At 68.9% G+C, this 13,722-nt stretch carries 12 protein-coding genes; 9 read left to right on the forward strand and 3 right to left on the reverse strand.

Going from position 1 to position 13,722, the window contains the following annotated elements; genetic code table 11:
* Positions 1-69: 69 nt before the first annotated feature.
* Positions 70-474 (forward strand): hypothetical protein, encoded by a 405-nt coding sequence (locus tag ABZ345_RS21270; RefSeq protein WP_359851179.1) that lies wholly within the window; start codon positions 70-72, stop codon positions 472-474.
* Positions 475-485: 11 nt separating this feature from the next.
* Here ABZ345_RS21270 and ABZ345_RS21275 read toward each other — a convergent pair whose 3' ends face one another.
* On the reverse strand, positions 486-1,394 hold the full coding sequence (locus ABZ345_RS21275; RefSeq protein ID WP_359851182.1) for a glycosyltransferase family 2 protein: 909 nt from the start codon (positions 1,392-1,394) through the stop codon (positions 486-488).
* 20 nt (positions 1,395-1,414) lie between these two features.
* Between ABZ345_RS21275 and ABZ345_RS21280 the strand changes: the two genes are divergently transcribed.
* From ABZ345_RS21280 to ABZ345_RS21305, 6 genes are all read left to right on the forward strand, one after another.
* Positions 1,415-2,386, forward strand: a complete 972-nt coding sequence (locus ABZ345_RS21280; protein ID WP_359851185.1) for a glycosyltransferase family 1 protein — start codon at positions 1,415-1,417, stop codon at positions 2,384-2,386.
* A gap of 80 nt (positions 2,387-2,466) precedes the next feature.
* Positions 2,467-3,594 carry a glycosyltransferase family 1 protein gene (locus tag ABZ345_RS21285; protein WP_359851413.1) on the forward strand — a complete coding sequence of 376 codons (1,128 nt, stop codon included), beginning with the start codon at positions 2,467-2,469 and terminating at the stop codon, positions 3,592-3,594.
* Between the two features lie 25 nt (positions 3,595-3,619).
* Positions 3,620-4,468 carry a glycosyltransferase family 2 protein gene (locus ABZ345_RS21290; protein WP_359851188.1) on the forward strand — a complete coding sequence of 283 codons (849 nt, stop codon included), beginning with the start codon at positions 3,620-3,622 and terminating at the stop codon, positions 4,466-4,468.
* Between the two features lie 114 nt (positions 4,469-4,582).
* The gene (locus ABZ345_RS21295) at positions 4,583-5,134 is read left to right on the forward strand and encodes a hypothetical protein (protein WP_359851191.1); all 552 of its coding nucleotides are present in this window, start codon (positions 4,583-4,585) and stop codon (positions 5,132-5,134) included.
* A gap of 3 nt (positions 5,135-5,137) precedes the next feature.
* The gene (locus tag ABZ345_RS21300) at positions 5,138-7,630 is read left to right on the forward strand and encodes a glycosyltransferase (RefSeq protein ID WP_359851194.1); all 2,493 of its coding nucleotides are present in this window, start codon (positions 5,138-5,140) and stop codon (positions 7,628-7,630) included.
* Positions 7,623-8,714, forward strand: coding sequence for a glycosyltransferase family 1 protein (locus tag ABZ345_RS21305; RefSeq protein WP_359851197.1), 1,092 nt, complete (start codon positions 7,623-7,625; stop codon positions 8,712-8,714). Before ABZ345_RS21300 ends, ABZ345_RS21305 begins: the two co-directional genes overlap by 8 nt.
* 231 nt (positions 8,715-8,945) lie before the next feature.
* Here the strand turns inward: ABZ345_RS21305 and rfbD are convergent, their stop codons facing one another.
* Together rfbD and rfbB are read right to left on the reverse strand one after the other, a co-directional pair.
* Positions 8,946-9,794 (reverse strand): dTDP-4-dehydrorhamnose reductase, encoded by an 849-nt coding sequence (gene rfbD / locus ABZ345_RS21310; protein ID WP_359851200.1) that lies wholly within the window; start codon positions 9,792-9,794, stop codon positions 8,946-8,948.
* Positions 9,795-9,797: 3 nt separating this feature from the next.
* The gene (gene rfbB / locus ABZ345_RS21315) at positions 9,798-10,784 is read right to left on the reverse strand and encodes a dTDP-glucose 4,6-dehydratase (protein WP_359851203.1); all 987 of its coding nucleotides are present in this window, start codon (positions 10,782-10,784) and stop codon (positions 9,798-9,800) included.
* A 128-nt stretch (positions 10,785-10,912) separates the two neighbouring features.
* On the opposite strand from rfbB, the gene ABZ345_RS21320 reads away from it, so the two are divergent.
* Entirely contained in the window at positions 10,913-12,460 is a 1,548-nt protein-coding gene (locus tag ABZ345_RS21320; RefSeq protein WP_359851205.1) for an LCP family protein, read from the forward strand.
* Positions 12,461-12,527: 67 nt separating this feature from the next.
* On the forward strand, positions 12,528-13,715 hold the full coding sequence (locus tag ABZ345_RS21325) for an LCP family protein (RefSeq protein ID WP_359851208.1): 1,188 nt from the start codon (positions 12,528-12,530) through the stop codon (positions 13,713-13,715).
* Positions 13,716-13,722: the final 7 nt, after the last annotated feature.

Consider the following 13,722-nt stretch of genomic DNA (forward strand, 5'->3'; position numbering starts at 1 on the left):
CGACGGAATACTCTGACACGAAGCAGATCGTCATACGGGATCTGGTCCCGGCAAGGAGCTAAATCCGACATGGACCCCCGCGACCGGGCCGACGCCATGCTCGCCCGCGCCCGTGCACGTGGGCGGCACATCGTGACACCGGACAACATGACGTCTCCGATGGACGCGTCCGACACGCAGCAGGTCCCTCGCACGCTGGTCAACGCCATGGACCCGTACCGCGACCCGGACTCGACCATGATCCTCCCGCCGGCCCAGATGGGTCAGCAGCGGCCGCCTCAGCAGATGCAACACCACCAGCAGATGCCGCCGCAGCAGATGCCCGTCCAGGCACCGCAGACCCAGCCGATCCAGCAGCAGGTGGCGGACGACGCGGAGATCACACAGGTCGTGCAGCAGGGTGTGATCCCGACCGTGTCGAACCATCAGCAGACGCGGAACTCCCTGACACAACGCCTCAACGGCAACATGTAGGTCATGTAGCTCTAGCGACCTGCCCAGTCTTTCCAGACCACGCGGCGCGCGACGGTGGAGCGCGTGCCGATCGCGAGCCGCTGAACGGCCGTCGCGGGCATTCTGATCAGCACCTCGCCGAGCACTCGAAGCCGCAGGCCGAGCTTGAAGTTGGCCGCGTCCTGCACATCTCTGCGGAACGGCAGCACCGCCGTGATCACCAGAAACCGCGCGAGCTCCCGCAAGGCCACCGACCCCGGCGCGCACCGCAGCAGCATCAGCAAACGATTGCGCTCGTTCCAGCGGTGAAAGAGCGGAGAGCCCGGGTGTGTGCTCGCGCCGTGCCGATGCCGCACCCGCGCCGGCCCCACCGAGATCACCCGGTGCCCCGCCAGCCGCAACCGCCAGGCCGTGTCGGTGTCCTCGTAGTAGCAGAAGAAGCTCGCGGGCACGCCACCCACAGCGCGCAGCTCCGCGGTCCTCATCAACGCGGCACCACCGCAGAACCCGAACACCTCACGCCCGGCGAGCACGACGTCCTTGCCGTGGCCGTCCGAGGTCAGCGCCACACCGACGGACTGCGTCGAGCCGTCCGTCAGCAGGATCGACGACGTGGCGGCGGCCGCGCCCGGATCGCCTTCAAGGGCGTTCTCCAGCTCGGTCAGCCACGACGGGTCCGGCACGGCGTCGTCGTTGAGCCACGCCACGTACGGGGTGTCGACCATCTCCAGCACGGCCGCGAGCCCACCCGCGTAGCCGCGGTTGCGAGGAAGCCGCACGACCTCATGTCCGCTGATCAACGAGGCCGTGCCGTCATCGGACGCGTTGTCGACGACGATCGTCCTATGTGGACTTTTCTGGGCTTCGAGGGCGTCCAGGCACGCCGTGATGTGGTCACGTCCGCGCCACGTCACGACCACCACGGTGCTGAGTGCCGACACGGCGTGAGACGGTACGCGACGTGCCCGAGCTAGTAGTCCTGACCGAGCAACTCAACGCGCCCGTCCCCGGCGGCACCGGCCGGTACACGGCCGAACTGCTCAAGGCCCTGAAGGCCACCGCACCCCAGGGCTGGACCGTGACCAGCGCGGCGACGGCGAACGCGGACCGCGTGATCAGGGTGCCGCGACGGGCGCTGGTGGCGTTGTGGGAACGGGGACTGCCGCCGAAGCTCGGCCCGCACGTGCACGCTCCCACTCCCCTCGCCCCGCTGCCGGGCGCGGTCGTCACGGTGCACGACGTCGTGCCGTGGACGCACCCGGAAACGCTGACCCCGCGCGGAGTCGCGTGGCACCGCAAGGTCATCGCGAAGGCCGCGCGGCAGGCGAAAGCCCTTGTCGTGCCGACGAAGGCCGTCGCCGACCAACTGGGCGACCACTTGAGCGTCGAGGTTCCGGTGCACGTGGTGCCCAACGGGGTCACCAGGCTCGTCGGCCCGAAACCCGCCGATCTGCCCGAGCGTTACGTGCTCGCCATCGGCACGATCGAGCCGCGCAAGGGCTTCGACCTGCTGGTGCGGGCGACCGAACGGCTGAAGGTCCCGCTGGTCGTGATCGGACCTCAGGGCTGGGGCGGTGTCGATCTCCACGCACCGCACGTCACGTTGCTGGGCAAGGTTTCCGACGAGCGGCTGGCGTCCGTGCTGTCCGGCGCGACCCTGCTGGCGGCGCCGAGTCTGGCCGAGGGGTTCGGGCTGCCGGTGCTGGAGGCGATGGCCGCGGGCGTCCCCGTCGTGCACTCCGACGACCCGGCTCTCGTGGAGGTCGCGGGCGGCGCCGGCACCGTCGTGCGCCGGGGAGATCTGGCGTCGTTGACGGAAGGCCTGCGGGCGGTTCTAACGGATTCGCATCACACCATCGAGCCCGGTCTCACCCGCGCGAGTGAGTTCACCTGGGAAAAGACTGCGCGTGGTGTCTGGGTAACACACACGTGACGACCGGATTGGTGCATTCCCGCTAAACGCATTCGCAAATGACATTACGCTGACTGATCGTGCCGACCGCCGAACCCACCGTGTTGATCGACGCCACCGCGGTTCCCGCAGATCGTGGTGGCGTAGGCCGTTACGTGGATTCGCTCGTCGCCGCACTGGATGCCGACGGCGCCAGACTCTCCGTCGTGTGCCAGCCACGCGACGAGGACCTGTTCACGAAGATCGCGCCGAACGCCCGTGTGGTGCGGGCCGCGGACGCCGTCGCCACCAGGACGGCCCGGCTGGCCTGGGAGCAGACGACGTTGCCGCGCCTGGTCCGGTCACTTGGCATCGACGTGCTGCACTCACCGCACTACACGCTTTCGTTGGCCAGCAAGGCCGCATCGGTCGTCACGCTGCACGACGCCACGTTCTTCACCGACCCCGTGCTGCACTCGTCGGTCAAGGCGCGCTTCTTCCGCGCGTGGACCCGCGCCTCGCTGAAGCGCGCGGACCTGTGCGTGGTGCCGTCGCAGGCCACGTCCGACGAACTGGTGCGCGTCGCCGGAGCCGACCGCCGCGTCCTGCACATCGCGCAGCACGGCGTCGACACCGAGCTCTTCCACCCGCCGTCGCCGGACGAGATCATGACGGTGCGGCGCGCGTTGTCGTTGGGAGACATGCCTTACGTGGCGTTCCTCGGCGCACTGGAACCGCGCAAGAACGTCCCGGCGCTGATCCGCGGCTTCGCCCAGGCGATGGTCGGCCGTGCCAACCCGCCCGCGCTCGTGCTCGCCGGCCAGCCCGGCTGGGACAGCCAGGTCGAACGCGCGCTCGACGCGGTGCCGCACCGGATCCGCGTGATCCGCGCGGGCTACCTTCCGTTCGAACAGCTCGCGGGTTTCCTGGGCGGCGCGCAACTGGTCGCCTACCCGTCGCTCGGCGAGGGCTTCGGCCTGCCTGTGCTCGAGGCCATGGCGTGCGGCGCCTGCGTGCTGACCACCCGAAGACTGTCGCTTCCTGAAGTGGGTGGCGAGGCGGTCGCGTACTGCGGTGTCGGAGCAGGGGACATCGCGGCGGCGATCGCCGACTTGTTGAACGACCCGGCCCGCCGTGCATCCCTGGCTGCATCCGGGCAGCAACGCGCGAAAGACTTCTCCTGGGCCGTGAGCGCAGAGCGTCACCGCCTGGCCTACGAGCGCGCGCTGTTGGTGCGTCGCCGTCGGTGAAGCACCACGCACTAGTGTGTCGCGCGTGAACTACGGCGACGGACTAGGTGTCGTGACGGTCACGTACTCGCCGGGCGAGACGCTTGCACCGTTCTTGGACACGCTCGCGAAGGCGACCACCCGCAACGTGCAGGTGATCCTCGCCGACAACGGTTCCACCGACGGCGTGCCGGAGCAGGTGGCCGCCGAACGCGAGCACGTCAGGTTCGTGCCGACCGGCGGAAACCTGGGCTACGGCGGCGGCGCGAACCGCGGCGTCGAGGCCCTGGGCCCCGACATCGGCTGGGTGCTGATCTCGAACCCGGACATCGAGTTCGCCCCCGGCAGCGTGGACACGCTGATCGAGGCGGCGAAGCGGTGGCCGCGGGGCGGCATGTTCGGACCCCTGATCCGCGAGCCCAACGGCGAGGTCTACCCGTCGGCGCGCCTGCTGCCGTCCATCGGCCGCGGGCTCGGGCACGCGCTGTTCGCCGTGGTCTGGAAGTCGAACCCGTGGAGCCGCGCGTACCGGCAGGAGAAGGCGCCGGCCGAGCGGATCGCCGGGTGGCTGTCCGGCAGCTGCTTCCTGATGCGGCGCGAGGCGTTCGACTCGGTCAGGGGCTTCGACGAGCGCTACTTCATGTACTTCGAGGACGTGGACCTCGGCGAACGGGTCGGCAAGGCCGGCTGGCAGAACGTCTACGTGCCCGACGCCGAGGTCACGCACATCGGTGGCCACTCGACCGCGCGGTCGTCGGACCGGATGCTGCGCGAGCACCACCGCAGCGCGTACAAGTACCTGGCCGACCGGCACCAGGGCGTGCTGTGGGCGCCGTTCCGGTGGCTGGTCAAGGCCGGTCTGACGCTGCGGGTGAAGATCCTCACCAGAGGCTGAGCGCGTCCCCGGCGGACTCGGCGACCAGACCAGATGGAACCTGCTGGTGGTGACAAGCGTCCCCGTGGCGATGATTCTTCTCGTTCCCGTCGCCAGAGCGCTCAGGGCAGTGACATGAGACGACCGACGCCACTCATCGTGATCGGGCTGGCCGCGATCGCCGCCGCCGTCGTGCTCGGCGCGATCGTGCCCGAGCAGTACGAGCTCGCGGTGCTGATCCCGTGCGGCCTGCTGTCGCTCGCGTTCGCGTGGGGCCTCGGCAAGCTCGGGCCCGCGTGGCTGGTGCTGCCCGCGTTCATGGTCGTGATTCCCGGTACGGCGGTGCTGGTCAGCGATGGTCACCGCGCGTTGATGGACGTGCTGGCGACGCCCCAGACGTGCGTGATCAACTCGGTCGAGGACCTCCCGGGACCCGACAACCCGGCGTTCGCGCACCACATCACCTGCCCCGACGGCGCCGAGCTGCGGATCGTGGTGCTGGGCGAGCAGGACAAGAGGATGCAGCCGGGTCCTGCCACGGTGCTGCGGCACCCGGTGATGCGGCCGTTGCTCGCCGACCGCAACGACTGGTCCGACGAGTGGGTGTTCGGGGTGCCGATCGCGATCTTCTTGCTGCTGATGTGTGCGACCACACTGCGGGCGCGCAGAGTGATGAGGCAGGCTTAGGTGGTGGATCGCGCATCACTGCCCGTTGTGTCCGTCGTCGTCGTCAACTACCGAGGCGCGGAGGACACGGTCACCTGCGTGCGCGGCCTGGCCGAGATCGACTACCCGGCAGAGTTGCTGCAGGTCATCGTCGTCGACAACGAGGCGCACGACACCGCACGGTTGAAGAAGGACCTGCCCGGCGTCAAGATCGTCACCTCTGACCAGAACCTCGGGTTCGCCGGCGGCTGCAACCTCGGTGTCGAGCACGCCACGGGCACGGTGCTGGCGTTCCTGAACAACGACGCGCGCGCCGACCGCGGGTGGGTCAAGGCCGCGATCAAGGTCTTCCACGCGGAACCGTCCGTCGGTGCGGTCGCGAGCAAGGTGCTCGACTGGGACGGCCAGAAGATCGACTTCGTGGACGGCGGGCTGACCTGGTTCGGCATGGGCTACAAGCGCCACGCCGGGATGGACGACGACGGCTCGCACGACGACCCGCGGGACGTGCTGTTCGGCACGGGCTCGGCGATGTTCGTGCGCGCGGAGGTCTACCGCGAGCTCGGCGGGTTCGACGAGCGGTTCTTCATGTTCTACGAGGACGTCGACCTCGGCTGGCGGCTCAACCTGCGCGGCTGGCGGGTCCGCTACGAGCCGGCGTCGCTCACGTTCCACCGCCACCACGCGTCGATGAGCTCGATCGATCACAGCCGCGAGCTGTTCCTGCTGGAGCGCAACGCACTCGCGACGCTGTACAAGAACTTCTCCGACGAGACGCTGGCGAAGGTGCTGCCGGCCGCGCTGGCGTTGTGCGTGCGCAGGGCGACCGCGCGCGGGGAGATCGACGCGACGCAGCTGGAGATCACCCGCAGGCCGTCGGACCCCGCGCTGGACCGAGAGCCGGTCGGGGTGTCGCGGCAGGCACTGGCCGGGTTCCTCGCGATCGACCAGTTCGTCGAGCTGATGCCTTCGCTGGCGGAGTCGCGCAAGATCGAACAGGCGGCGCGTTCACGATCGGACGCCGACCTGGTTCCGTTGATGCGCAAGGCGTTGGAGCCCGCCTATCCCCTGCCGCGCTACCTCGCGGCGCACGACATCCTCGTCGACGTGCTCGCGCTGGACGACGTGTTCGGCAGGCCGCGCAAGATCCTCGTGATCACCGGCGACGCGATCTCGGACCGGATGGCGGGTCCCGCGATCCGCGCGTGGCACATGGCCGACGTGCTGTCCGGCGAGCACCAGGTCCGTCTCGTCACCACGAACCCGTTGTGCGTGCCGCCGGACGCGCCGTTCACCGTCTCGCAGGCCCGGCCCAAGGAGCTGCCGCCGCACGTCGCGTGGGCGGACGTGGTGGTGCTGCAGGGCCACGCGCTGGAGATGATCAGCGAGCTGAAGAAAGCGTCGTCGACCAAGATCGTGGTCTGCGACATGTACGACCCGATGCACCTGGAACTGCTGGAGCAGGGCAAGGACGACACGGACGAGAAGCGGGCGCTGGACCTGGAGACCGTCACGCGGGTGCTGAACACGCAACTCGAACGCGGCGACTTCTTCTTGTGCGCGTCGGAACGGCAGCGGCACTTCTGGCTCGGTCATCTCGCGGCTCTGGGGCGGCTCACGCCGACGTTGTACGACAACGACCCCACGACCCAGTCGTTGCTCGGGATCGTCCCTTTCGGACTGTCGGGCAAGCCGCCGCAGCGCACCGGCCCGGCGATCAAGGGCGTGGTGCCCGGGATCTCCGACGCCGACAAGGTCGTGATCTGGGCCGGTGGCGTGTACTCGTGGTTCGACCCGCTGTCGTTGATCCGCGCGATGGACTCGTTGCGCGAAAAGCGATCCGACGCGAAGTTGTTCTTCCTCGGGATGAAGCACCCGAACCCCGAGGTGCCGGACATGGACATCGCCGGCCAGACGAGGGCGCTGTCCGCGTCGCTCGGGCTGACCGGGTCGACCGTGTTCTTCAACGACGGCTGGGTGCCGTACCACGAGCGGCAGAACTTCCTGCTCGACGCGGCGTGCGGTGTCACCACGCACTACGAGCACGTGGAGACCACGTTCGCGTTCCGCACACGGGTGCTCGACTACCTGTGGGCCGGGCTGCCGATCGTCACCACGTCCGGCGACTCGTTCGCGGACCTGGTGCTGCGGGAAGGTTTGGGTGTCGTCGTGCCGCCGGAGAACCCGGAGGCGCTGGCCGACGCACTGGAGAAGGTGCTCTACGACGAGGAGTTCGCGGCCGCGTGCCGTGAGCGCATCGCCGTCGTCCGTGAGCGGTTCACCTGGGAGACGGCGCTCGCGCCGCTGGCGGAGTTCTGCCGCGACCCCAGGCCCGCCGCGGACCGTCTGCCGGGCTCCGCACCACTGGTGCGCACACCGGGGTTGAGCAAGGCGGACAAGATGAAGCGGGACCTGCGGCTGGTGCGCGAGTACCTGGACGCCGGTGGCCCGTCCGAGTTGGCCAAGCGGGCGACGGGGCGTCTGCGCAAGATCGCGCGTGGTGGACGTAATGGCTAGAGCCCCGAAACCGCTCTCCGTGCTGCTCGACGGCACACCCCTGCTCGGACTTCGCACCGGAATCGGCCGCTACACCGCGGCACTGGCCGAAGAGCTGGCCTCCATGCCGGAGGAGGTGGACGTACGGGCGGTCGCGTTCACGTTGCGCGGCTGGCGTGCGTTGCGGACCGTGTTGCCGCACGACGTCACCGCGCGCGGGCTTCCCGTGGCGGCACGGGCGTTGCGAGCGATGTGGCTGAACGCGCCGTTCCCGCCGGTCGAGATGCTGGCCGGGTTCTCCGACGTCATGCACGGCACGAACTTCGTGCTGCCGCCCGCCGTGCGGGCCGGCCGGGTGGTGACGATCCACGACCTGGCGTTCCTGGACTCGCCCGGCGACCTGCCGCCGTCGGACCGCCGGTTGCCCGAGCTCGTCCGGCTGTCGGCCCAGCGCGCGGACGTGATCTGCACGCCGACCGCGGCCGTGGCTTCCGTGGTGGCGGACCGGTTCGCGGTGCCGCTGGAGAAGATCGTCGTGACGCCGCTCGGGGTCGATCCCGCGTGGTTCGCGTCCCGGCCGCCGTCGGTGACGTTGCGCGGCCGGTTGGGGCTGCCGTCGGAGTACCTGCTGTTCGTGGGTGCGGGCGGGCCGCGCAAGGGCCTGGACTACCTGGCCAAGGCGCACGCGGCCGATCCGTCGTTGCCGCCGCTGGTGATCGTCGGGCCGGGTCAGTCCGGTGTGGACGGACGGGTGCTGCGGACCGGATACCTGTCGGACGTGCATCTGCGTTCGGTCGTGGCGGGGGCTACCGCGCTGGTGCTGCCGTCTCGTGACGAGGGTTTCGGACTGCCGGTGCTGGAAGCGTTGGCGTGCAACGTACCCGTGGTGTGCTCGGACGTGCCCGCGTTGCGCGAGACCGCCGGTGGGCACGCTCTGCACGTGCCGGTGGGCGACGTCGAGGCGTTGGCCGAGGGGCTGGCTCAGGCCGTGGCGGCACCGGCCACTCCGGCAGCGCAGGCGGAACGGCGGGCGTACGCGTCCGGGTTCACCTGGCGGCGGTGTGCGGAGAAGACGGTCGAGGCGTACCGGCAGAGCCGGGCTTGACGCTGTAGGGCGTCAGGAAGCCCTGACGCCCCAACGACTTCACCGAGAATGCAGCCTCGGTGAGCGCTTGTCGAGCTGGCTCATCGACACCTGTCGTGAGCCCGTGACAACAGCAACGCATTTCAGGAAGCGTTGCCGATCGGAATCCGCTGTCGCGGGACGCTGGGGGTTGCGCCCGGAATCGAACATGCCGAACAGGTTCTCGTACTTGGAACGACCGTGCCAGACCGGTCACCCCAATGGCGCAGCACCGGTACGGGGAGCTACCACGCCCGCTTTGAATGCCTCCGAAAGGGCGCTTCGCCAGTGCGGCAACGGGCGTAGTCCCGCTGCTGCCCATGCCGCACCCGACAGCACGGAGTAGGCGGGTCGCGGAGCCGGTCGCGGGAAGTCAGCGGTGGTGCAGGGCTTCACGCGGGCCGGGTCGGCGCCCAGCTCCTCGAAGATCGCCTGGGCGAACCCGCACCACGTCACCTCACCGGCGCCCGTGGCGTGCAGCAGACGCTGAGAAGGCAGCACCGAGGCCAGCTCGAGAAGGCCGGTGGCGAGGTCGTGCGACCACGTCGGCGAGCCGAGCTGGTCGTCCACAACGGACAGTTCGGGACGCGAGGCTTCCAGTGCCGCCATGGTCTTCACGAAGTTCGAACCGTGCGCGCCGTAGACCCACGCGGTGCGCACGACCCAGCCGCCCGCCTCCAGCACCCGGCGTTCGCCTTCGAGCTTCGTGCGCCCGTACGCGGACTTCGGGCCGACGGGGTCGGAAGGCTCGTACGGCCGCGTCCCGTCACCGGAGAACACGTAGTCCGTCGAGACGTGGATCATCGGAATACCAACGGACGCACACGCTTCGGCGAGCAGGCCGGGGCCAACGGCGTTGACCGCGAACGCGCGGTCCTCGTCGGTCTCGGCCGCGTCGACGGCGGTGTACGCGGCACAGTTGATCACCGCGGAGGCACCGGCGAGATCAGCCGGGGTAGCCGCGGTGATGTCCAGTTCCGCGGACGACAACGCGCGGACGTCGGAGGAAAGAGCTGCGAGGTCCTGGCCGAGCTGGCCGCGACCACCGGGAACGAGGATCAACGCTCAGCCCTTCGCCAACGCAGCGCGCTCCTTGAGCGGCTCCCACCAGGCGCGGTTCTCGCGGTACCACTCGACCGTGTCGGCGAGACCGACGGTGAAGTCGACCTGCGGCGCGTAGCCCAGTTCGGAGGCGATCTTGGAGATGTCGACGGAGTAGCGCCGGTCGTGGCCCTTGCGGTCCTGCACGGGCTCGACGGCAGACCAGTCGCGGCCGGTCGCGGCCAGCAGCTTCTCGGTCAGCTCGCGGTTGGTGAGCTCGGTGCCGCCGCCGATGTTGTAGATCTCGCCGGCCCGGCCGCCCTCGGCGACGAGCTGGATGCCGCGGCAGTGGTCGGCCACGTGCAGCCAGTCGCGCACGTTGAGGCCGTCACCGTAGAGAGGCACCTTCTTGCCGTCGATCAAATTGGTGACGAAGAGCGGAATCACCTTTTCAGGGAACTGGTACGGCCCGTAATTGTTCGAACACCGAGTGATGCTCACAGGAAGCCCGTGAGTGCGGTGGAACGCGCGAGCCAGCAGATCCGAAGAGGCCTTGGAGGCCGAGTACGGGGAGTTCGGTTCGAGGATGTGCGTCTCGGTCCAGGAGCCGTCCTCGATGGAGCCGTAGACCTCGTCCGTCGACACGTGCACGAACTTGCCGACGCCCGCGTTCAGGGCGCCCTGCAGCAGGGTCTGCGTGCCCAGGACGTTGGTCAGCACGAAGTCGGCGGAACCCGCGATCGAGCGGTCGACGTGCGACTCAGCGGCGAAGTGGACGACCACGTCGATGCCGCGCATCTGCTCGGCCACGACCACCGGGTCGCAGATGTCGCCCTGCACGAACTCGAACTTGCCGGCGACCGGCGCGAGGTTCGTCTCGCTGCCGGCGTAGGTGAGCTTGTCCAGCACCACCACTTCGGCACCCGCGAAGGCGGGGTACGAGCCGCTCACCAACTCCCGCACGTAGTGCGAGCCGATGAACCCGGCCCCACCTGTCACCAGTACGCGCATGCCCAATTCCTCCCGTGGTGTTCCTCCGCTCGCAGTGTGTCACATGGCTAATCCCTGCAACCCACAGCGACGTCACGTCGTGTGTCTTATAAACGACTAAACTCGGCGTAGTGGGGGAGGAAACGACTGTGGAAGGCAGAAGCCTGCCGGTCAGGGTGGAAGGCACCCGGCCGACGGCGGCTTTCCGCGCGTTCCTGGTGACCGGGCGGGTCTTCGTCGCGCTCGTCTCAGCTGCTGTGTTGACGGTCACGTCGTACGGCTGGGCGAAGATCAAAGGCGCGAACGACGGCATCGTCAAGACCGAGGTCATCTCCGAGGACATCGCGAAGGACGCCGGGCGCAAGCCGCTCGACGGCGCCGTCGACATCCTCCTGGTCGGCCTGGACAGCCGCACCGACGCGCAGGGCAACCCGCTGTCGAAGGAAGCGCTGGCACTGCTCAACGGCGGGTTCGCCGACGGCGAGCAGAACACCGACACCATGATCCTCGTGCACATCCCGGTGGACGGGACGCGCGCGGTCGCGATCTCGTTCCCGCGCGACTCCTACGTCGAGATCGCGGACGGGTTCGGCAAGCACAAGCTCAACTCCGCGTTCGCCCGCAAGCGCAACACCGTCGACCAGGAGATGCGCTCGAAGGGTGAGACCGACGAGCAGAAGATCCGCACGGAGTCGATGGCCGCGGGCCGCAAGACGTTGATCAAGACGATCGAGAACATGACCGGCGGGACCGTGCGCGTCGACCGGTACGCCGAGGTCAACCTCGCGAGCTTCTACGAGGTCACGAAGGCCATCGGCGGCGTCGAGGTGTGCGTGAAGGAGGACACCTCCGACACCGACTCGGGCGCGGACTTCAAGGCGGGCCCGCAGACGATCGAGGGCGCGCAGGCGCTGTCGTTCGTGCGGCAGCGCAAGGGCCTTCCCGGCGGCGACCTGGACCGCATCGTGCGGCAGCAGGTGTTCATCGGGGCGCTGGCGAAGAAGGTGCTGTCGACCGGCACGCTGACCGACTCGGGCAAGCTGAACGGGCTGGTCGAGGCGGTGCAGAAGTCGGTGATCCTCAGCTCGGGCTGGGACATCACCACGTTCGCCGAGCAGATGCAGGGCCTGGTGGGCGGCAACATCGAGTTCCGCACGATCCCCGTGGGTGACCCGACGGACACCTACGGCGACGGCAACGTGCTGCCGGTGAACCCGGCCCAGGTGCGGAAGTTCCTCACGAGCCTCGCCGCGGACAAGTCGGCGTCGAGTTCGTCGCCGGCCACGACCACGACGCTGCCCGCGCCACCGAACTCGTCGATCACCGTGCAGGTGTACAACGCCGCCGGCGTGCAGGGTCTCGCGAACACCGTGATGAACACGTTGGCGGACAAGGGGTTCAAGCGCGGACCCGTGGCTTCGGCGCAGGAGACCAGCGACACGACGGTCGTGAAGTACGCGACCGGCGAAGAGGGCTCCGCGCGCAAGGTCGCGGCCGAGCTCGGGCCGAACATCGGTGTCGAGGAGGACGCGTCCGTCCGAAAAGGACAGGTTCAGGTCTTCGTCGGTGCCGACTACCGGGCGCCGGCCGACGACGGCGAGGACGTCGACCCGCAGGGTGTACCCGGCACGTCGTCGTCGGCGCCGTCGAGCAGTGCCCCGCCGATCACGGCGGCCGGACTGGTCTGCGTGAACTGAAACCCCGACGTAACGGGCTTCCGATAGTTACGCTGAGCACGCAAATCCAGCACACGGAGGACCCACGTTGAGCGCTGCCGCACGCGCGAGGAAGACCGCCCTGGTCATTGGCCGGACGGTCGTCGTGCTCGTCGCCGTGACAACGTTGGCGTTCTCGGGCTACTTCTGGACCGCGCTGCGGCTGGTGAAGCAGAACACAAACACGACGCAGATCCTCGAGGTGCTGGAAGACATCCCGAACTCGCCGCCCGTCGAGGACGGCGCGATCGACATCCTGCTGGTGGGCAGCGACAGCCGGACGGACGCACAGGGGCGGCCACTTCCCGCGGACGTGTTGCGCAGGTTGCGCACCGAGACCACGGACACGGTGAACACGGACACGATCATCGTGATGCGCATTCCGCGCAACGGCGGCAAGGCCAGCGCGATCTCGATCCCCCGCGACACGTACGTGCCGATCGCCGGCTTCCGCGAGGACAAGATCAACTCCGCCTACGGTGCGGTGAAGTACCTCACCGCCGAACGGTTGCAGGCCGAGGGCGTGCAGGACCAGCAGGAGCGCGAGCGCAAGTCCGACGAGGCCGGGCGCAAGGCGCTGGTGCAGGCGGTGCAGGACCTCACGGGGATGCGCATCGACCACTACGCCGAGATCAACCTCTACGGCTTCTACCTGCTGACCGAGGTGATCGGCGGCGTGAAGGTGTGCCTGAAGGCCGGCACGTCGGACCCGAACTCGGGCGCGAACTTCCGGGCGGGCGAGCAGACGATCTCTGGCGGTGACGCGCTGTCGTTCGTGCGGCAGCGGAACATGCCCGGTGGTGACCTGGGTCGCATCGCACGCCAGCAGGTGTTCATGTCCCAGGCGATGAAGCAGCTGCTGTCCGCGGGCACGTTCACCGACGCCGGGCGGATGAACGGGCTGCTGGACGCCATATCGAAGTCCGTTGTCGTGGACCAGAAGCTCGACCTGGCAACGCTGGCCACGCAGGCGCAGGGCCTCGCGTCGGGCAACGTGGAGTTCGCGACGATCCCGGTGACGAACATCGACGCGCGCAACGAGCGCGGGCAGAGCGTGGTCACGGTGGACCGCGACGCGGTGAAGGCGTGGGTGGCGCAGCAGATCGGCGAGACACCCAAGCCGGCGCCGTCGTCGACCACCCCCACGACGCCCGCGCGGTTCGGTCCTGACAAGCTGCTCTCGCTGGACGGCGCGCATGCCGTCGCTGCCCAACAGGATGTGCCCTGCGTCGACTAGGAGTGCC

It is taken from the genome of Lentzea sp. NPDC005914, from assembly GCF_040629405.1.
In the GTDB taxonomy this organism is placed as follows: Bacteria; Actinomycetota; Actinomycetes; order Mycobacteriales; family Pseudonocardiaceae; genus Lentzea.

Coding starts and splice junctions, on each gene's coding strand:
- ABZ345_RS21270 (WP_359851179.1), top strand. CDS start 70: ATGGACCCCCGCGACCGGGCCGACGCCATGCTCGCCCGCGCCCGTGCA.
- rfbB (WP_359851203.1), bottom strand. CDS start 10,784: ATGCGCGTACTGGTGACAGGTGGGGCCGGGTTCATCGGCTCGCACTAC.
- ABZ345_RS21305 (WP_359851197.1), top strand. CDS start 7,623: ATGGCTAGAGCCCCGAAACCGCTCTCCGTGCTGCTCGACGGCACACCC.
- ABZ345_RS21295 (WP_359851191.1), top strand. CDS start 4,583: ATGAGACGACCGACGCCACTCATCGTGATCGGGCTGGCCGCGATCGCC.